Raw genomic sequence first — 17,437 nt, 5'->3', positions numbered from 1 at the left:
TGCAGGCAAAAGCGTGTGTAACGGAGGGTACGAAACAATGAAACCGAATCTCCTTCTGCATCACATAGGGCAATAATCCTCAGAATAAAGTTGTCTGACGCTTTTTGTATCTGTCCTTTTGTAGAGCATAAAGAGATTATTGTCTTAAAGTCTTCCGTTTGAGTAAGTCTTAGCATAATCATATCTTTTATGTTCAACATTGTAGATTCTCTGTTGTGAGATGTGATTGATGGCTTATCTCCCTGTGAATTCGGACGGCAAAGAACAGTGTCATCAAAGTTGCAAAGATGTCGGCGACAGGCTGGGCATAAAGCACACCATTCAGTCCCCAATATGATGGAAGCAGTAATATGGCAGGGATAAAAAACAGCCCTTGTCGTCCGATATTGAGCAGAAGGCTCTGCCTTGCTCTTCCGATTGCCATATATAGCGTGGAATACACAAATTGAAATCCAAAAGTGAAGAATATAATCGTATTGGCTCGAAGGGCTATCCTTGCAATTCCCTGCATAGTTTCGTCTTTGCCGAAACAACTGATGACAGGAGAGGTAAATCCCATTATGAGTATGCTCCAAAGCACACAAAACGAGGTTGTAAGTATCAGGGAACAGCGCACTGCTTCCTTTAATCGTTGGAAGTTGCCTGCTCCGTAGTTATAGCCAGTCATCGGTTGCAGTCCTTTGACAAACCCGAAGACCACGTTTGTTCCCAATGTTACAATCTTCAGAACGATACCCACCGCTGCGACAGCCTCCGCTCCATATTTCACGGCAGCCCTCTGCAACAGACTGATGGAAAGGGTCTGGAGCAATTGCAGAAAGAGCATCGAGATGCCTATTTTGATGATGTCCGCATACATTCTCATCGTGGGAGCGAACAGGGTAAACGATACTTTCACCTCTGCTTTCGAGAGGAAGAAGCGAATATAAATGGCTGTCGTGATAATTCTTGAAAGAATGGTTGCCCATGCCGCACCTTCCACGCCCCAATTGAAAGTGTAGATAAACAAGGGGTCTAATGCAACATTGACGATAGAGCCGATAATCATTGCCATTGCAGATGTTTTCGATGCACCTTGTGAAACAATGATGTTGGACATCGACACATTCAATGCCCCTATGACACAACTGATGATGAAGAGTCTGCCGTATGCTTCTGCCAAGTGCATCATACCCTCGTTTGCTCCCATAAACAGCAGGATGTCCGGCAGGAACGCATTGCACATAAAGGCAATGAGGGCAGCCAAAATCACAGAAGTAACCACTGAGACGGAAGCGACCTGACTTGCCTTGACAATCTGCTTTGCCCCCAACAGACGGGATACATACACTCCGCCGCCGACACCGAACATCAGCCCTATCCCGAGAAACAACAGCGACAGAGGAAAAACAACCGATACGGCGGCAACGGGAAGAGTTCCCAGACGTGCAACCCAGAAAGTGTCCACCACATTGTATATTGCCATAATCAGCATTGCGATGACAATAGGTATCCCCAACTTTGTCAGGGCTTTCATCATACTTCCTTCTTGTAGAATATTTACAGCGTTGTTCATCTTTATAATCTGTATCTTTTTAAGTGAATAAATTCCGCTGCAAAGGTACGGAGGGATACAGGCTGTTGCAATAGACGGACAACGGTGATAATAGCACTATTCGTGGTAATTCTTTCTGAAAAGCGTGGGAGAGACTCCTGCGACCTTAGTAAACAGTCGTGTAAAGTAGGAGTAATCGTCAAATCCCAGACTATGCGCTATCTCCTTGACGGAGGCTGTCGTATAGACCAACTTCCGCTTTGCCAACAAAATAATCTCGTCTTGAATATGACGGCTCACGCTTGTCCCCAGAACAGCATTTACCGCCTCATTCAGGTAGGCAACGGTAATGTTCAGCCGTCCGGCATAGAATGATGGCGAACGGTTAATTCGAATATTGTTTTCCAGCAAATCCCGAAATTCCCATACTATTTCCTTGTGTCTGGTCATAGTACTCTGAAATTCGGATTGAGCTATCATTGTATTCGCAACGTTATCCACGACCAATCCCACGATGACGGTGGTCAGTCGCTGAACTATTGCTTTGGCAGATGGATTTTCCATACAACCCAATTTGCGGTCAAGAAGCGATAGTAATAGTTTCAGTTCCGATATGTCGGATAGTTGTCTTTGGGGACAACCATATCTCTCAAGCGTTCGTTTTTCCTCCTTATCCACCAGTACCGAGTCGATAATGAGAAATTTTGCAGAAAGATTGGAAGCATCAATGATGCGATGCACCTGTCCCGGACGGATGATAGCCAAACTTCCTTTCCCGAAAGCGTATTCCTTGAAATCAATATCCAGACGGCATTGCCCATCCTCTATGAATCCAAAGAAATAATAATCGTCAGTATGGGAGAAAGCGTATCTTTCCGAAGGTGCCGATGTCTGGGAGACGACACTCTTAAGATAGACTCCGAAATCTGAGAGCTGTGAACTTCTATGGATGGGTAATTGGGACATTTCTTGTACTTATTTTATTCTTGACAATACACTCTCAATGTCTATCCTGCCATTGTTGAAACTTGCTCATCACGAAAAAAGCAGAGAGTAAGCTAAGCACTGTTAGGATAATCCCAACAACTGACCATAAGAACATCTGCAAAGGAGATAGAATGGAAGTCTTTGCCAATTCAACAAAGGCATAGACACAATAAGGCAAAGTCAAGATTGTGGTAATGATAACAGGTATATATTTTCGGTATATTGCCCATTGAGCAAGATGTACTATAAGATGGAGGGAATACCCTGCAAATGCAGCAAACCACCATTGATAAGCATCCAACCATACGGTACAGAAAGAAATGAGGGAAATCAGAATGAACTCGTGGACAGTCCCAATAGCAAATGTGGCTGTGGAATAATCAAAATGTCCCCTGCGTGCAAGAAACTGCTCGAATTGAGGGAAACGCCTTTTCAATTCGTCCCTATTTCTGTCAAGCCAATGCCTAAACATGATAATCTCTTCGTATTCGTGAAGCATGAATACAACGGGGAGAAGTATCATTATCAATTTTAATTTCGTCATAATGGTTTCCAAAACTCTATGGTCATCCTTTTTTTAACACATTCCTTAAATCTCTGACATACCGAGCTTGCCGATATTTCAAATAAATCTTTACAAACGGAATCATAAACCATTTCTTAGGCTCAATGTGTTCTGTAAAGTCAATCGTAGCATTCTTTTCATTGCCACTGAAAACACCGACCCAATGTCCTTTCATATTGTCATTCTTCATGTCAAACTCCCATCGACAACAAGGTTCTTGTCTTGTTGCCGTGAAAGTTGTTTTATATCCTCTTCGTTATTTCTACAAATTGCGTGTCTGATATGACCTCTATCTTTTCAACATCACTTCTCCACGAATAGTCTGTTAGCGATGTTACGACTTGCCAAACGCTCTGTAAATTGCACGGAAACGTGGCTTTTATGTTTGACATTACGATCATAAAGTTTAGTATTTCAGAAAAATAATTTTATCTCACAAATCCGTTTTTATAGAAATCATACCATGAAGCAATGTTTTCGGGAGTATTGGCTTCCAGCAATAGAAGCATCTCTCGAGTGAATTCCAAATGTCCGACACCATTTGCCGTAACAATATTCTTGTCACTAACAGCTTGTGCTTCCACATAATTCTCTGCGTTAGTGTAACCGATTCCATCCCATTGTTTAAGTTGGTCGAGACCGTTGCCCGTATGTTTTACGTTGTTTAGGAAACCATGCAAACATAGAAACGAAGCCCCGTTACATATCGCCCCGATGATTTTACCTTTATCCAAAGCCTCCTGTACCAAAGGTACGACAAGTTCTGCTTCAGGCGAGTCCCAACGGTTGCCGCCGATAAGCACTAATGCGGCATAATCTTTCGGCATATTCTCAAAAGAATAATCGGGCAAAGTTCTGAAACCTCCAATGGAACAGACTGTGTCCGATGTCGGGGCAACGGTATGCACTTCATACTTTATTTCACCGCCCGGTATCACGCCCACGTGAAGAGCTGTGGAGAGAAAAGCTCCCTCCCAATCCGTGTATTCATTCAATATGATAAATAATACTTTCTGTTTCATTGATATATCTTTTTTACTTTAATAACTTTGCTGCAAGTTTGTAAGTGAACATAATTCGAGGATTGGATAAATCCCATTGCTGCACTTCCTGCCGTATCAATTCTGTGTACTTCTTGCTTATATCCCTTAAAGCGTTTCCAACGGATTTCCGAAGATATTCGCTTTCGTGTGCTTTGTGCTTACTGATTAGGGCAATGGCAACCGATGGGTTCTCTTTGAAGAATGGGCGACTTGTCCAAATCCTCAATCCCTCCGTTACTGCACGGACAACATTCGGATTATCACTATTTATCCACTCTTCGATGAGTGGCAAGGACGCTTCATATCCTCTGTGTTTGCATACTTCATCAAAAGCCTTTGCAAGCATTTCCTGCACACGCCAATTTTCATCAGTGCTTACCTGTTCTTTCAGAAAATGAAGTGCATCATTATTCGCTGTCGCCAATCTGCCCAATATTGTTGTTGCCAACATTCGGGCTTGATAGGCTTCGTGCTCAAACAATTCAACGGCTAGTTCAAAGCAAAGTTCCTTTGAGTGTGCAGAAAGGATTTCATCAGCCCCATCAAGGATATGTTGAAATCCGTGTTCGATAGCTACAATATCGCTTAATATCTTATCTATGTGCATTACTGAATCAATAAATTATTTAAGACTTTGGTAAAATTTTCCGCTACCAACATTTCGTTAGGAATCTCGGAAAATGCTAAGGGCGTTAATTCTTTCCGATAATTAGGACTAAGTTTCATCCATATACCCTGAAAATCTTTAAACAAAGGAGAATCCTTGACAGTTTTTATACACCACCCGTTAGGCTCGGAAAATTGTTGTTGGTCGTGTATAAATAACTCTTGGAAATCGCTTTGGAAAGCTGTCGATTGAATATAATCATAGCATTCATCATCGTTTATCAAATAATACAAATCATAGAAATGACGAATTTTCGAAGATAAAGACTTAATGGTATCAGCCTCAAATGAGAAACGAAACAGTGAAACCAATTTTTCTACAATAGTCCTCCGTTTGTCCAAAACATTGACTGAGAAAGGTTTCAATTTGTATTGTTCTATCAAATCTATCCTGCCGATAGTTATAAGATACTCTGTCAGAAACGAACTCATTTCCTTATTGATGTATGGATATGGGTTCGCATAAGTATTGACCTCAATTAGAATCTGTCCTGTTTTCACAGCGGAAGAAGTTAGTCCGACCAAGTTTGGATATTGATAAATTGCCTTGTAGAAGCGAGAACCTTTACTTGTTACATTGGGTACGACAAGTTCATTTAGGTCGGCAGACATATCCTTAGCAAGTCGTTTTATAAATGTTTTTAGTTGATTCCCAGAAAAAGAATCCGCATCAATGACAGCAATATCTATATCCTCAGAAAAGCGATTGGTTAGACGGTATGCCTTGGAGAGGGACGTTCCTCCTTTGAAAACGACTTTCTCAGCATTGACATTTTGAGACATTCTCTGTAACGCACGAGTAATCCAATAGTCTTTCTCGATAAATTCGGGTCTTATATTCAGGACGTTTGCTGCAAAATTGAGTAATTGGGCAAACAGTGTTTGGTTTTCGTGCAGTCTCATCTTATATTCCATTTCTTTTGATTAGGCAATACTTCTTGCGGAATTGATAAATTATAAAATGTCTGGTAGTTAAGCGACGTTTGCAATATTAGAACATCTTCGTTCGGATTCAACACTTCAAGCATTGCGCCCAATAACGCAATTGTCTGCGGAGTGTATTTTAAAGCCAGTTTTTTTATTTTGTTGCGTTGAATTTCGCTCAACTTAGATAATAGTCCCAAGAGTTTTTTACAGTTACCTTCAGGGTTAGTGTCAGGAATATTTTTGAAGAAACGAAGGCAATCGAGCAATTGTAAAAGAGGGATATTCTCTTTTGTAATCGTATTCCATTGCTTCACAAATTTTATCCTGTAATAACCACGCTTTGTGCTTTTCTTATCTTTGATAGTTCCTATCTGCAAAATGGCAGAAACTTGTGTAGTTAATCCAAGTTCATTAAAAATTTGATATCCTGTAATATAACCAATCAGTTTGCCGTTCTCTTCCAGTAAGTCCTTTACAATCTGATAACTACTTGGTATGAGCTCACCAAACTCTGTCATTTTGGTTTTATAATATCGCCCTTTTGACAAACGTCTAATTTCACCAGCTTTAGTCAAGTTTTCCAAGACCTTGTTTACTGATTTTTGCTTGGTAACTTCAACAGGAAAATCGCTTGCGGAAAACACGATACCATAATCCGTTTTCTCTATTTTGTTTCTTACTATTTCTGAAATATTTTCGTTCATAAATTCGTTTTTACTCCTATAAAAACACGAATATCTTTTCGCACAATTCAATCTTCATCTTTATAATACACCTTGTAAAATTTTCCACGCTCATCTTCTCCCTGTTCTACATTTTGGCGATTGCCAGCAATGACGATTTGGATTTTCTTATCCAAATTGATAACCCGTTTATAGGAACGTTGCTGCTTTTTACAAGCAGATTCGGAAATTTCGAACTGATTATCAATGACAATATCACTTTGAGTCTCATACTCCTGCTTATACTGATGAAATCTTTCAATCACTTCGGGTTGAGCAATTACTTCATGGGCAAAATCATTAATATCAAAAGTTTCTTTCTCTTTGAAAAAATCTAATGACTTGTTAAGCAAATCAATTTGGTCTGCTTTGGAAACTTCAAATTCCTTAGGCAATTCTTTGGTTACAAAGGTTTTTGCTAACGCCATAAAATTTTGTGTATTAGCATATTTGTCTTTACGTTGGCGGACATGCAGGAAATCGTCAATCCAGTATTGAGCTTCTACGCCCTTGTTGGTATTATCAACCACAGCAACTACATATCCGTTTTCTCTGTCCTTATTGAAAATTAGGCAGCCTTTGTCCAACTTTTTAATATTGATACCCTTATCGCTCTCCAAGTTGAAATTGCCATTTTCGCGCAATACTTTCAAAAAAGTATCCTTATTCTCAGACTTGAACAAGCCCACCGCATCAAGAGTTTCTCCATCTAATATACAGTCTTTAAAATAGACAGTATAAAACTCTCCGCCTTTGATTTTTGGGTGGGTGCTTTGCTCATACAAATGTTTTGTCAGATTTACCGATTGTTCATAAAGTTGCTCAGGCTCATCGAAAATTTTGGAGACATAGGTATAAACCTCATTCAACACCAAATCACTCTCGTGATAGAGTTGATAATATTCTTCGGAAGTAAAAGAAGAGAGGAAATAGTTTAAAAGAAGATCTTTTATTTCATAATCTATCATCATTATAGATTTTGAAATCACAAAATTTTCGTTATTTGTTTTATTGCCAACTAAATGTAAAGCTATATTTATTATTGCTGCTGACATGAATTATTGCTGTTAAGTATAATAAACAATATTAATAGTACTATTGGGATAAACCAAAGAATTACATTAATAATAATGAATCTACATTTTTGTTTTTTTGTGCTTTTTCTACAATTAAAAATCGCTCTAGCAACAGTTTATTATTTTTACCATTGCTAAATAATTGCTTGAACTCATCAATATTTTCGTTAATAAACTTCAATATCGTGTATTGGTTATTAATAAATAGTTGTATTAAAAGTGCAAAAACAAAAAGACTTATTATGGTCACATAGTTTTTTGGCGATTGTGATTTTTCAAAATCCATAGCTAATGCCGCTAATACAAAAGCAGAAGGAATTGCTATTAATCGGCTTTGGGCTTCATTGATTACAGATTGTATTTTTTGAGTAAACTCTATTGCTTTTGAATCAATTTCAAACTTTAGTTTATTGGAGGAATAATTACTTATATAGAAAGAATATGCACTTTCACAATTATTATACAAATCATCAATATTTACGAGCAAAATATCAATTTTATCTGTTACATTTCTCTGCATAAAATCAATGATTTCATTTGTGAAAAGATTACGTTTCTCTAAATTATCTCCATCTAATGTCTTAATTATCAAATCTATTTTCGATAATCTATCAGTATCAATTGAGAGAAGTGCATCAGAAGAATAATCAAAAGATATTATTACAGATAACTTTTCATTTGAGATAATTGCATTTTCTATTTCAATATCAAGAAACGTATGTTTTGCAACTCTCTTTATTGATGATATCAGGTTTTGTATTGATGTATATTGTTTTATGAAAATATGGCTATCGGTATCAAATGTTTTTAGCTCATAAATATAATAAGGAGTGTCAGGTCTTTCGTATCGATTCTTTAAAATAAAATATTCGCATGAATCGTAAAAACCAATTTTTGATAATTCAGAAATAGATAATTCAAGACTAACAGAACTATTGATTTTAATATCATCAATAAATATGGATTGTTCAAAACAGTTATGCTTATTTAAATCAATCAAAATCTGATTATCAGTAACAATCCAATCGCTACAAAACAATGTTCCACCCTTTATTTCACATCTGGAGTTGTCTATAATATCAACAAGTTTTTTTAGCATCATTTCTCTAATTCATTAATTAGTTTTTCTGGTAATTTCTTAAATGTCAATTGTTTTGTTTTCTTGTTATAAAAAACGGTTTTATCTAATTGGTCATTATCAAAAATGATAGTTAGATTGTCGCTTTTATAATACGTGTATCGCATTTTTCGCAATTGTGTTTTATCACCACTAATTATTTCACTGACACCGTTATCTTCTTGCGCAGCATACTCTTTGAATTCGTCGGGATTTTCGTTATCTAATAATGCCGAAATTGCATTTAGTTGTATTTCTCTCCTGTTTGTAATACAATCTAAACAATACTCAAAAACATCATTCTTTTTTCTTATAGAAACATCTCTATCATACCTCTTTAATTTGCAATATGCATCAAGCGTTTTTACTAATCGTTTCGTAGATTCTGTGCTTGTTGTGTTATCATTGCAATCAATGAAAGCCATAAAATATTGACTAACACTTTTGTTACCTCTTACAAAAGATAAATAGGTTTTTGAATAGGTATCTTGACTATTTGTTATATTACTCCATTTTGTAATATTAATCAAACATGCTACATCGATTTTATTTAAGTCGAGGCTTTTTATATCTTTAATATTCAGGTTGTCATCTATCGCAAATCCCTCTTTGTTGTTTGTCGTCAATACTAATAAGTATTCGTTTTTTTCATTTATATTTGAGTAATGAATATAGATAATATGTCCTCCTGTTGCAGGAGAAACGCGAGAAATAATAACTTTGTAATGCTGTGTGGCCTTTTGCGAGAATTCGTGAAAATGGATTTTATTTTTACAATATTCTTGAAGCAGATCCTTGAATTTCGTATCGTTTTCCCCAAAAATACCATAGGTCGGTGAGGATTTTTTATAATATGCCTCCTTTATGTTTGCAACAAATATCTTTTCTTTATCAGTAGGGGATATTGGTTTATCAGCAAGTTTTAATGAACAAATCTTTGAATGTGCTTCTTTGATTACTTGATGAATAACAATTCCTTTAATATTAATATCATGACCTTTTTTCTTTAAATCATTCATATCATTATCTTTTAAATTTACATTCTTCCTTGAGGTTTTATTTTTATTATTGCAACGATTCTTACTATTTAATGGATTTTGAGTATCGTACCACGAGTCGTAATATCATAGCAATAAAGTATAAAAAACATATTTAGTTTTCGCAAAGGTACAACTTTTCGTGTTTTCACCAAAGAAAACACGAAATTATTTTTATGATATAAGTATTTATTATATCACTCTATTTCGCAGAATAGTTTGTCACGTAGATAAAAACTAATACGTGAGTATATACCCTCTTAGTTCTGACATCACCTCTTTGATGGAACACTCTTGTTCCTAATGGCTGAAAGTAGAAAGCTAACACAATGATGAATCCCATGTCGGATAATTTCATAAAACTAACCTTATGGAGGGGGGCATTTTCTCTGTTTCAAGAGAAGTGTTCTTCTTTGAATATCGTTTTGATTTGTGCGTTCACCTTGCCGGAGAATGCCCCGAGCAGGTCGGCAATCTCGCAAGTTGACATTCAAACGGCAGTCGCAGGAACTTGTACACTTCCGTTCTCTCCAATGGTTATGATTTCTCTTTTCATAAACATTCCTCCTTATTATATGGTGATGCCGCTAAACTGTTCTATCCGGCTTAACTTGTCGGAAAGGGTATTCATGTCCCGGCTTTCCTTTTCATGGGTGATTTTGGCATAGATTTGTGTCGTGCGGATATTGGTATGCCCGAGCATCTTGGAAAGCGTTTCGATGGGAACGCCGTTTGTCAGACAAATTTCCGTTGCCATGGTATGGCGACTGGTATGCCACGTTATGTTCTTCTCTATTCCGCAAAGCCCGATGATTGTTTTGAGGTTCTTGCAGGCGGTAATGTACTGCGGAACGGGCAGGAGATAATTTTCCTTTGCCATGCCGTCATACTTTTCGATAATCCTCATAGGAATGTCCATCAGCATGATGTTGGATTCCACGCCCGTCTTCTGTCGCTTGGTCATAATCCACAACTTGCCGTCGAATGAAGTCTGCATATTGTCTTTAGTCAGGTTCTTCATATCGGTGAACGACAAACCGGTAAAGCAACAGAAAACATACAGGTCACGCACCAACTCCATAGACTTGCGGCGAAACTTCAAATCCATCATTTGGCGTATCTCATCTTTGGTCAGATAATCTCTTTCCGTACTCTCGGCAGAGATGCTGTAATCCACGAACGGGTCTCGAACAATCCAGCCGTGATTTTGGGCAATGGTAATCATTCGGCGCAAAGGCATCATGTAGATCCATACGGTATTGTGGCAGCACTGCTTTTCCGTGCGGATGAAAATCTCAAAGTCTGTGATGAATGCCGGAGTAAGCTCTCGCAGGGCAAAATCGCTCAGACGGTAGCGTGTCTTGATGAATTCTTCCAAGTGCTTGTAAACGGTGCAATACTTCTGGTATGTGGAATCGCGGCGCAGACCAGCAGATACCTGCTTGGCAAAATCTTCATTGTGTTGGGCATAGACCGTAAGCAGTGTCTCGTGCCGCATCTCCAGACCCAAGAAAGCATTCTTTACTTTCTCCGCCGTTACATAGTTATCCCTTTCGGCAATCTCCTTGTATTTGGCATTGATACCCACCCGAATCTTGTCCAAGAAGCGGTTGGTTTCCAATGCCATGGCACTCTTACCCGAAGCCCGGTTGCTCTTGACATCCCAAAGATTGGGGGAAATGCCACATTTGCAACTGAACTGTGCAATAGTTCCGTCGATGGTGATACGGCACATCACGGGAACGGAACCGTCTTTCTTCGGGGCGTTCTTTTTGAGGTAGAACAGAACCTTAAACGTACTTCGCATAACTCTGGCTTTTATAAGTTACAAAACTATTTATTGTCAGGTTATCCGCTGATACGCAATTCATTGTACTTTGACGGGAAAGATTCCAAGCATTCATTTTTTTGCTTTTTTTCTTCCCATTCTCCCTTTATTGGGCTATCTTTGCAGAAGATTTCAGTGGGGATTAGCCCATTCGTTACCGTTTTTGCCATTCCTTCCTACTTGGATATAGGGTAATGTTTTAGTAACGCTGCTCTGTCCAAAGTTGGCAAAAGTCCGTCTTTTGGCGGGCTTATCCCCGATTAGTCGAATATTCAGAACTGGCTGACTCACAAATCATTTACTATGTCCTCTCATTTTTTGACCATTGAGGATAGATTTTTGAAAAAAATATCGCCTGTTTAACGTGTTTTTAGTATATTTGCAGCTGGATTAAATTAGAAATATAGAAAACTATAAATCTAAAAAACTCAAAAACTCAAAAAAAACTCGTCAACTCGTAAATTTGTCAACTCGTCAACTAAAAAACTAAAAAACTCAAAAACTCATCAACTCGTAAACTTGTCAACTCGTAAACTTGTCAACTCGTAAACTTGTCAACTCGTAAACTAATGTCCACCCACTACTCCCTCCCCGGCTCGCTGCTCCTCTTAGCACTGCAAGCCACCGCACAAAATCATCAACGCCACAACATCCTCTACATCATGAGCGATGACCACGCCTACCAATGCATCAGTGCCTACGGTAGCAAGGTGTTTCGCCAAACGCCAACGCCCAACATCGACCGTATTGCTCGTGAAGGCATGCGCTTTGACAGGGCATTTGTAGAAAACTCCATCTCTACCCCGTCCAGAGCCTGCCTCATCACCGGACTCTATAGCCACCAAAACGGACAGCGACAATTGGCAGAAGGCATAGACACCACAAAGACATTCTTTAGCGAACTGCTGCAACAAGTTGGTTATCAGACTGCAGTAGTGGGTAAATGGCACATGATATGCAACCCGAAAGGTTTTGACTATTACCAAATACTCGATGATCAAGGTCCCTACTTCAACCCCGATTTCCGCAGCAACCGCACCCATAATAAATATGTTCGCGAGCAAGGATATACCACAGAACTGATTACCAAGCACGCCATAGAATGGCTCGACAGTCGAGACAAGCAAAAACCCTTCTGTCTCATGGTGCATCACAAAGCGCCCCACCGCAACTGGATGCCTGCCATACAAAACATGGGAATGTATGACAACGTCACCTTCCCTTTGCCACACTCATGGAACGACGACTTCAGTACCCGAGGTAGTGCCACCCGAACACAGCGCATGGACATTGGACGAGACATGACCCTACAGTCGGACCTCAAGGTAGACACCAAGCACTTGGACAACCCCGACGGTAGTAGAGTGTTCGGAGAATGGTACCGACTGAACGACGAACAGAAACCTGCCATACAACAATACTACACACAGCGAAGCCGAGACTTTGCTGCCGCCAATCTGCAAGGCGAAGCCCTCAGACAATGGAAATACCAAACCTACCTGCGCGACTACATGGCAGTGATACACTCTGTGGACGAAAGTGTGGGCGAGCTGCTCAACTATCTTGACAAGAACGGACTGCTCGACAACACCATCGTGGTGTACACCTCCGACCAAGGTTTCTATATGGGCGAACACGGCTGGTTCGACAAACGCTTCATGTACGAAGAAAGTTTCCGAACACCCCTCGTTGTGCGCTATCCCAAGGAGATAAAACCCGGTAGCGTGTCGCATCAACTCGTGCAGAACATTGACTACGCTCCCACCTTCCTCGATTATGCTGGCGTGAAGAAACCGAAGGAAATGCCGGGACGCTCGCTCAAACCGCTCTTCAGAGCCGACTCCACCCGTTGGCGACACGACCTGTACTACCATTATTACGACTACCCCGCATGGCACATGGTGCGCAAGCACGACGGTGTGCGCACCGAACGCTACAAATTGGTGCACTTCTACGGAAAAGGAAGTGAGCGGGCAGTGGCAGAAAACAAATACCAGCGCATACCGGGCACACGCGAATACAACGGATACATGGGCATGCTGCACAGTGGATATATCGGCAACGACCCCGACATCAATTACGATGAACTGTACGACCTGCAAACCGACCCATTGGAACATCACAACCTCATTGACGACCCACGCTATGCCAAGGTGAAGAAGCAACTGCAACGAAAACTCGACAACTATCGCAAAAAGCTGAAAATAGACGAATATTAAGCAAGCCGAAGATAGTACACCATAAGTCTCATCCGCTCTACGGAGCTGATGAGGCTTTTTTTTGTACGCTCGGCAGGGTATGCCACTCGAATGGGGTCGTATCTCGAATGGCACACGGCTCTTTCATTTAAGAGGTCGTTTATTGTCAAAAACTATCATGTTCTTTTGTTTTAACAACAAATTGAACAAAAGAAACAAATCCGATTGCTGGAATCAATGAACGCTGGCGTTCTTCGAATGAAACGAATTTAGCAGAGACACACAACATGTTGATGTAGAAAGATTTGTTTCATTCGCAGAACGCTTGCGTTCATCGTCTTATTTCGTTGATTTGTTTTATTGGTTTCATTCGTTGTTAAACAACAATGTCCTTAAATGAAAGAGCCGTGTTTCTCCAAGAACGGTGTACACGTCTGCTGCCGCTTTTCATCTGCGAAGCCTATTGATTTCGTTCTCTCAGCTATCAGGAAAACACTACCTTTGAGTTGATATTAATAACTCAAAGAAACCATGAAAACACAACAACTGAGCAAGCATTTCTCGCTCCACGAACTCGTAAACTCGGCAACCGCCGACAAGTATCACATCAACAACATGCCCTACGGTGCCACGATGCGAAACCTGCGCATCCTCTGCCAAGAGGTCTTAGAACCTTTGCGCAAGGAGTTTGGTCCCATTTTCATCAACAGTGGCTATCGCTGTCCGCTCCTCAACCAGCTGCTCCACGGTGTGGGCAACTCGCAACATATGTATGGACAGGCTGCCGACATCCGTCTGAAGAGTGAGCAACAGGGGCAGGCTTACTTCGATTTCATCCTGACACACTGCAACTTCGACCAATTGCTCTTCGAGCACAGCAAGTTTGGTGTCATCTGGCTACACGTGAGTTGCAAGCCCAACAAGGCGCAAAATCGACACATGGCACTACGACATCTGCGTGCTTAACATCGCTCGCAGCTAAGGCTGCAACTGATCGTTGTGCCAACGATGAAAATCGTTGCGCGTCTTTCGGCCCTTCTGGAGCAATGCCAGAAGGTGCCTCTTCGCATCCTCCTCATCCACAATGGGTTTCCCCTGCGAATGCCGAATCATACGAAACCACTGCAAACAGTAATATCGGGTCTTGGCACTGCGATACACACAAAGTCCCGTGAGACTCTGCAAGCTCATCATGAAAGCGGCATCTCCGTACAAATGGTTCAAAATATCTTGCTCACATTTTTGCAACTTCGCCTTCTTTTCGGCTACTTCGTGGGAGGTTGAAGCATGTGGATAAGCGTTCAAAGTCATTGCTTTAACGGACTTATTACATGCATTTAGTCGCCTTAACTCATGTTGACAATCGGCAGCAGACGGTGGTGCGGCAGGGCGTGGCGAAACATTCGATGCCGAGACCGCTTGCTCTGGTGGCGAGACTGGCTGCTTTGGTGCGGCGGCAGCTTGTTTTGGTGGCGAGGGAGGCATGGGGGCAGCGGTTTGTTGTGGCGTGGGCTGAGCGATATGATTTTTATTCTTCTCGTCGTCGGCGTCGTCTCTTGCGCGCATCGTCGTCGGATGATTGATATTTTTGATATTATTGATATCATTGATATTATTGATATTATTGATATATAGGGAGGGGTGCTGATTATCAACCACTTGCGAGGGGGTAAATTGAACGGTTCTCTCACGGTTCTCCAACGGTTGTTCGTTGGAAGTGTCACCATTCTCCACTGTTGACTTGTTATTATTCTTGATATTTTGTAATGTTTTTTCCAGATATGGACAATAAAAATATTCGTTGTCCACGGTGGTAAAAACTTCATAGTCGTTGATGATATGCAGCAAATAGTTTTTCGACTTCTTACAGGTTCGCGCAATATTTCTCAAAGCCGCTTGGCATCCCATACCTTCGGGACAAACGCGCAGATAGCGTATCAGCTCGAGCACGCAGCCCTCGCCAGCGCAGCCTTCTTTTTCGCGAAGTGTGATAAACTTAGGGTTTTCAAAAAAATGTAATTCTAATTTGATATATGCTTTCATGGATGAGTTTTTTAGTTTGTTAGTTTGTGAGTTTATAAGTTCTTTAGTTGACGAGTGCACGAGTTCACAAGTTCACAAGGTGACGAGATTTTTAGTTGACAAGTGCACGAGTTCACAAGTTCACGAGGTGACAAGTGCACGAGTTGATAGTTCAGCGAATCACTCCCCTTCCCTTTCGGGAGGGGGCGGGGAAGGCTATTCCCCACTTGGGGAGGGGGCGGAGGAGAGGCTTTTTTCTTCCTTGATGAATCTTGCCAACGGCTCTTCGCCCTGCTCCATGAGGTGCTGACAACGCACAATGAGCATGCGATCGTAGTTCTTGCGGTTTCTGATGTTGTTCATCACGGTGTTGGGCTTGCGCGGTGCACGCAGTCCCAAACGCTCACAAAGTCGGTTGACCGAGGTGGAGAAGTTGAGCACCTGTCCGTGTTCATCGATCGTTAAGCCGTCGTACCACATCATGTGTACTAGCTCTACCAAATCTGACACAGTACCCAACCATCGCACCTCGCCAGCTGCGGGTAACAGCATCAACCTACAAAACGTGTTTTTCATGGCATCCTTTGCCTCTTTCTGTGTAATTTCCATGGTCTGATTATTTTTATTTCGAATTAAACTAACGCAAAGATACAAAGCAAAAAGGCAACATCAGTTCCATTTACAGAGATTAAGTCCGTTAAACCTTAAATAATGTGCAAAGTCTACCCTCATCAGCTACTTCGCCCACAAACTTCATGCAGAACTTTGAAACACAAAGCACAATGCGCCCTATTTCAAGAAGTTATCAATCGCACACTGTTTTCTTTTTGAACTGATATTTCCAAGGTATAGTGAAAGAGTGTGAAGAAATTCACTTTTGTTTGATGATCTCAAAAATTGATGCAAACATATTTCTCTTTTTTTGCGCGCATGAACTTTGTTTATTTCAGAAAAACCGTTAAATTTGTCTCCATATCAACAGAAAACTGCTCCCCCACCACCTTATTTAAGATACTAAGGAGGCAGCTCGTAAAGAAAGCAATATGATAGACGACATTTTAACATTTAACAAACAGTTCGTGGCAGAAAAGCGATACGAAGAGTATATCACATCTGGGCAGCCCAATCGGAAGTTGGCAGTGCTCACCTGCATGGACACCCGTCTCACCGAACTCTTGCCCAAGTCAATGGGATTGAAAAACGGCGATGCCAAGATTATCAAGGTGGCAGGCGGCACCATGATTTCGCACTACGACTCGGTGATGCGGTCGCTCTTGGTGGCGGTGTACGAATTAGGATGCGAGGAAATCATGGTGGTGCATCACTCCGATTGTGGACTGTGCCACATGGAGGCGCACCATTTCGAAGACCTCATGAGAGAAAAAGGGGTGACAGACGAAGCCTTAGAACAAGCAGCACAGTTTGTCAACCTCGACGAGTTCCTCCACGGCTTCGACGACATCGAAGCGGATGTGCAACGCATGGTCGAGGCTATCAAGCAACATCCGCTCATGCCACGCAACTTTGTCGTGAGGGGATTCATGATAGATTCGCTGACAGGAGAACTCACCGAAGTGGTGTGACAAGCAAAACTGCTTAACAATATATAAGCGTGCCACTGCTTGTGGACTGCCGATGTCACCCTTGTTTTGGTATCGGAGGGACAAGTGGTGGCACGCTTTTGTTGTCATTATTGGATAACAAGACGCATAATT

Annotated in this window: 17 protein-coding genes; 3 read left to right on the top strand and 14 right to left on the bottom strand. The window is 41.0% G+C overall.

Annotated elements, in window-relative coordinates; translation table 11 throughout:
• Positions 1 to 193: 193 nt before the first annotated feature.
• The 12 genes from BN35_RS01180 to BN35_RS01125 all read right to left on the bottom strand — a co-directional run bounded on the left by BN35_RS01180 (position 194) and on the right by BN35_RS01125 (position 11,481).
• Positions 194 to 1,555: an MATE family efflux transporter gene (locus BN35_RS01180; protein ID WP_025071847.1), complete on the bottom strand. Its 1,362-nt coding sequence runs from the start codon at positions 1,553 to 1,555 to the stop codon at positions 194 to 196.
• A gap of 96 nt (positions 1,556 to 1,651) precedes the next feature.
• Entirely contained in the window at positions 1,652 to 2,500 is an 849-nt protein-coding gene (locus BN35_RS01175; RefSeq protein WP_025071848.1) for an AraC family transcriptional regulator, read from the bottom strand.
• Positions 2,501 to 2,534: 34 nt separating this feature from the next.
• Positions 2,535 to 3,065, bottom strand: coding sequence for an HXXEE domain-containing protein (locus BN35_RS01170; RefSeq protein WP_025071849.1), 531 nt, complete (start codon positions 3,063 to 3,065; stop codon positions 2,535 to 2,537).
• A 22-nt stretch (positions 3,066 to 3,087) separates the two neighbouring features.
• Positions 3,088 to 3,276, bottom strand: a complete 189-nt coding sequence (locus BN35_RS14025; RefSeq protein ID WP_257009397.1) for a hypothetical protein — start codon at positions 3,274 to 3,276, stop codon at positions 3,088 to 3,090.
• Positions 3,277 to 3,514: 238 nt separating this feature from the next.
• A complete protein-coding gene (locus BN35_RS01160) occupies positions 3,515 to 4,108 on the bottom strand; it encodes a type 1 glutamine amidotransferase family protein (RefSeq protein WP_025071850.1) in 594 nt (197 codons plus the stop codon).
• A gap of 13 nt (positions 4,109 to 4,121) precedes the next feature.
• Positions 4,122 to 4,736: a DNA alkylation repair protein gene (locus tag BN35_RS01155; protein ID WP_028900741.1), complete on the bottom strand. Its 615-nt coding sequence runs from the start codon at positions 4,734 to 4,736 to the stop codon at positions 4,122 to 4,124.
• On the bottom strand, positions 4,736 to 5,710 hold the full coding sequence (locus BN35_RS01150) for a nucleotidyl transferase AbiEii/AbiGii toxin family protein (protein WP_036893081.1): 975 nt from the start codon (positions 5,708 to 5,710) through the stop codon (positions 4,736 to 4,738). Before BN35_RS01150 ends, BN35_RS01155 begins: the two co-directional genes overlap by 1 nt.
• Positions 5,695 to 6,426, bottom strand: a complete 732-nt coding sequence (locus BN35_RS01145) for a DUF6088 family protein (RefSeq protein WP_025071852.1) — start codon at positions 6,424 to 6,426, stop codon at positions 5,695 to 5,697. The genes BN35_RS01150 and BN35_RS01145 overlap by 16 nt, the downstream gene beginning before the upstream one ends.
• A 47-nt stretch (positions 6,427 to 6,473) precedes the next feature.
• Positions 6,474 to 7,499 (bottom strand): nucleoid-associated protein, encoded by a 1,026-nt coding sequence (locus BN35_RS01140; RefSeq protein ID WP_025071853.1) that lies wholly within the window; start codon positions 7,497 to 7,499, stop codon positions 6,474 to 6,476.
• 61 nt (positions 7,500 to 7,560) lie between these two features.
• Positions 7,561 to 8,622: a hypothetical protein gene (locus BN35_RS01135; protein ID WP_044071060.1), complete on the bottom strand. Its 1,062-nt coding sequence runs from the start codon at positions 8,620 to 8,622 to the stop codon at positions 7,561 to 7,563.
• Positions 8,619 to 9,656 carry a nucleoid-associated protein gene (locus tag BN35_RS01130; protein WP_028900742.1) on the bottom strand — a complete coding sequence of 346 codons (1,038 nt, stop codon included), beginning with the start codon at positions 9,654 to 9,656 and terminating at the stop codon, positions 8,619 to 8,621. Before BN35_RS01130 ends, BN35_RS01135 begins: the two co-directional genes overlap by 4 nt.
• A 589-nt stretch (positions 9,657 to 10,245) precedes the next feature.
• The gene (locus BN35_RS01125) at positions 10,246 to 11,481 is read right to left on the bottom strand and encodes a site-specific integrase (RefSeq protein WP_028900743.1); all 1,236 of its coding nucleotides are present in this window, start codon (positions 11,479 to 11,481) and stop codon (positions 10,246 to 10,248) included.
• A gap of 590 nt (positions 11,482 to 12,071) precedes the next feature.
• Between BN35_RS01125 and BN35_RS01120 the strand changes: the two genes are divergently transcribed.
• Positions 12,072 to 13,721, top strand: a complete 1,650-nt coding sequence (locus BN35_RS01120; protein ID WP_044071058.1) for a sulfatase family protein — start codon at positions 12,072 to 12,074, stop codon at positions 13,719 to 13,721.
• A 510-nt stretch (positions 13,722 to 14,231) separates the two neighbouring features.
• The gene (locus BN35_RS01115) at positions 14,232 to 14,666 is read left to right on the top strand and encodes a D-Ala-D-Ala carboxypeptidase family metallohydrolase (RefSeq protein ID WP_025072603.1); all 435 of its coding nucleotides are present in this window, start codon (positions 14,232 to 14,234) and stop codon (positions 14,664 to 14,666) included.
• 12 nt (positions 14,667 to 14,678) lie between these two features.
• Here the strand turns inward: BN35_RS01115 and BN35_RS01110 are convergent, their stop codons facing one another.
• Together BN35_RS01110 and BN35_RS12710 are read right to left on the bottom strand one after the other, a co-directional pair.
• Entirely contained in the window at positions 14,679 to 15,743 is a 1,065-nt protein-coding gene (locus BN35_RS01110; protein WP_025072602.1) for a DUF4373 domain-containing protein, read from the bottom strand.
• A gap of 195 nt (positions 15,744 to 15,938) precedes the next feature.
• Positions 15,939 to 16,331, bottom strand: coding sequence for a hypothetical protein (locus BN35_RS12710; protein ID WP_051275162.1), 393 nt, complete (start codon positions 16,329 to 16,331; stop codon positions 15,939 to 15,941).
• A 434-nt stretch (positions 16,332 to 16,765) separates the two neighbouring features.
• On the opposite strand from BN35_RS12710, the gene BN35_RS01100 reads away from it, so the two are divergent.
• Positions 16,766 to 17,305 (top strand): beta-class carbonic anhydrase, encoded by a 540-nt coding sequence (locus BN35_RS01100; protein ID WP_025064926.1) that lies wholly within the window; start codon positions 16,766 to 16,768, stop codon positions 17,303 to 17,305.
• Positions 17,306 to 17,437 lie beyond the last annotated feature (132 nt).

Origin of the sequence: Hoylesella timonensis 4401737 = DSM 22865 = JCM 15640, assembly GCF_000455445.1 — a bacterium.
GTDB lineage: Bacteria > Bacteroidota > Bacteroidia > Bacteroidales > Bacteroidaceae > Prevotella > Prevotella timonensis.
The sequence above is the reverse complement of the archived record's forward strand: the minus strand, read 5'-3'. Positions and strand labels throughout refer to the sequence as shown.

What these genes read in the sequence shown, in the direction of transcription:
- BN35_RS01180 (WP_025071847.1), bottom strand. Translation starts at nt 1,555, where the DNA reads ATGAACAACGCTGTAAATATTCTACAAGAAGGAAGTATGATGAAAGCC.
- BN35_RS01175 (WP_025071848.1), bottom strand. Translation starts at nt 2,500, where the DNA reads ATGTCCCAATTACCCATCCATAGAAGTTCACAGCTCTCAGATTTCGGA.
- BN35_RS01170 (WP_025071849.1), bottom strand. Translation starts at nt 3,065, where the DNA reads ATGACGAAATTAAAATTGATAATGATACTTCTCCCCGTTGTATTCATG.
- BN35_RS14025 (WP_257009397.1), bottom strand. Translation starts at nt 3,276, where the DNA reads ATGAAGAATGACAATATGAAAGGACATTGGGTCGGTGTTTTCAGTGGC.
- BN35_RS01160 (WP_025071850.1), bottom strand. Translation starts at nt 4,108, where the DNA reads ATGAAACAGAAAGTATTATTTATCATATTGAATGAATACACGGATTGG.
- BN35_RS01155 (WP_028900741.1), bottom strand. Translation starts at nt 4,736, where the DNA reads ATGCACATAGATAAGATATTAAGCGATATTGTAGCTATCGAACACGGA.
- BN35_RS01150 (WP_036893081.1), bottom strand. Translation starts at nt 5,710, where the DNA reads ATGGAATATAAGATGAGACTGCACGAAAACCAAACACTGTTTGCCCAA.
- BN35_RS01145 (WP_025071852.1), bottom strand. Translation starts at nt 6,426, where the DNA reads ATGAACGAAAATATTTCAGAAATAGTAAGAAACAAAATAGAGAAAACG.
- BN35_RS01140 (WP_025071853.1), bottom strand. Translation starts at nt 7,499, where the DNA reads ATGTCAGCAGCAATAATAAATATAGCTTTACATTTAGTTGGCAATAAA.
- BN35_RS01135 (WP_044071060.1), bottom strand. Translation starts at nt 8,622, where the DNA reads ATGATGCTAAAAAAACTTGTTGATATTATAGACAACTCCAGATGTGAA.
- BN35_RS01130 (WP_028900742.1), bottom strand. Translation starts at nt 9,656, where the DNA reads ATGAATGATTTAAAGAAAAAAGGTCATGATATTAATATTAAAGGAATT.
- BN35_RS01125 (WP_028900743.1), bottom strand. Translation starts at nt 11,481, where the DNA reads ATGCGAAGTACGTTTAAGGTTCTGTTCTACCTCAAAAAGAACGCCCCG.
- BN35_RS01120 (WP_044071058.1), top strand. Translation starts at nt 12,072, where the DNA reads ATGTCCACCCACTACTCCCTCCCCGGCTCGCTGCTCCTCTTAGCACTG.
- BN35_RS01115 (WP_025072603.1), top strand. Translation starts at nt 14,232, where the DNA reads ATGAAAACACAACAACTGAGCAAGCATTTCTCGCTCCACGAACTCGTA.
- BN35_RS01110 (WP_025072602.1), bottom strand. Translation starts at nt 15,743, where the DNA reads ATGAAAGCATATATCAAATTAGAATTACATTTTTTTGAAAACCCTAAG.
- BN35_RS12710 (WP_051275162.1), bottom strand. Translation starts at nt 16,331, where the DNA reads ATGGAAATTACACAGAAAGAGGCAAAGGATGCCATGAAAAACACGTTT.
- BN35_RS01100 (WP_025064926.1), top strand. Translation starts at nt 16,766, where the DNA reads ATGATAGACGACATTTTAACATTTAACAAACAGTTCGTGGCAGAAAAG.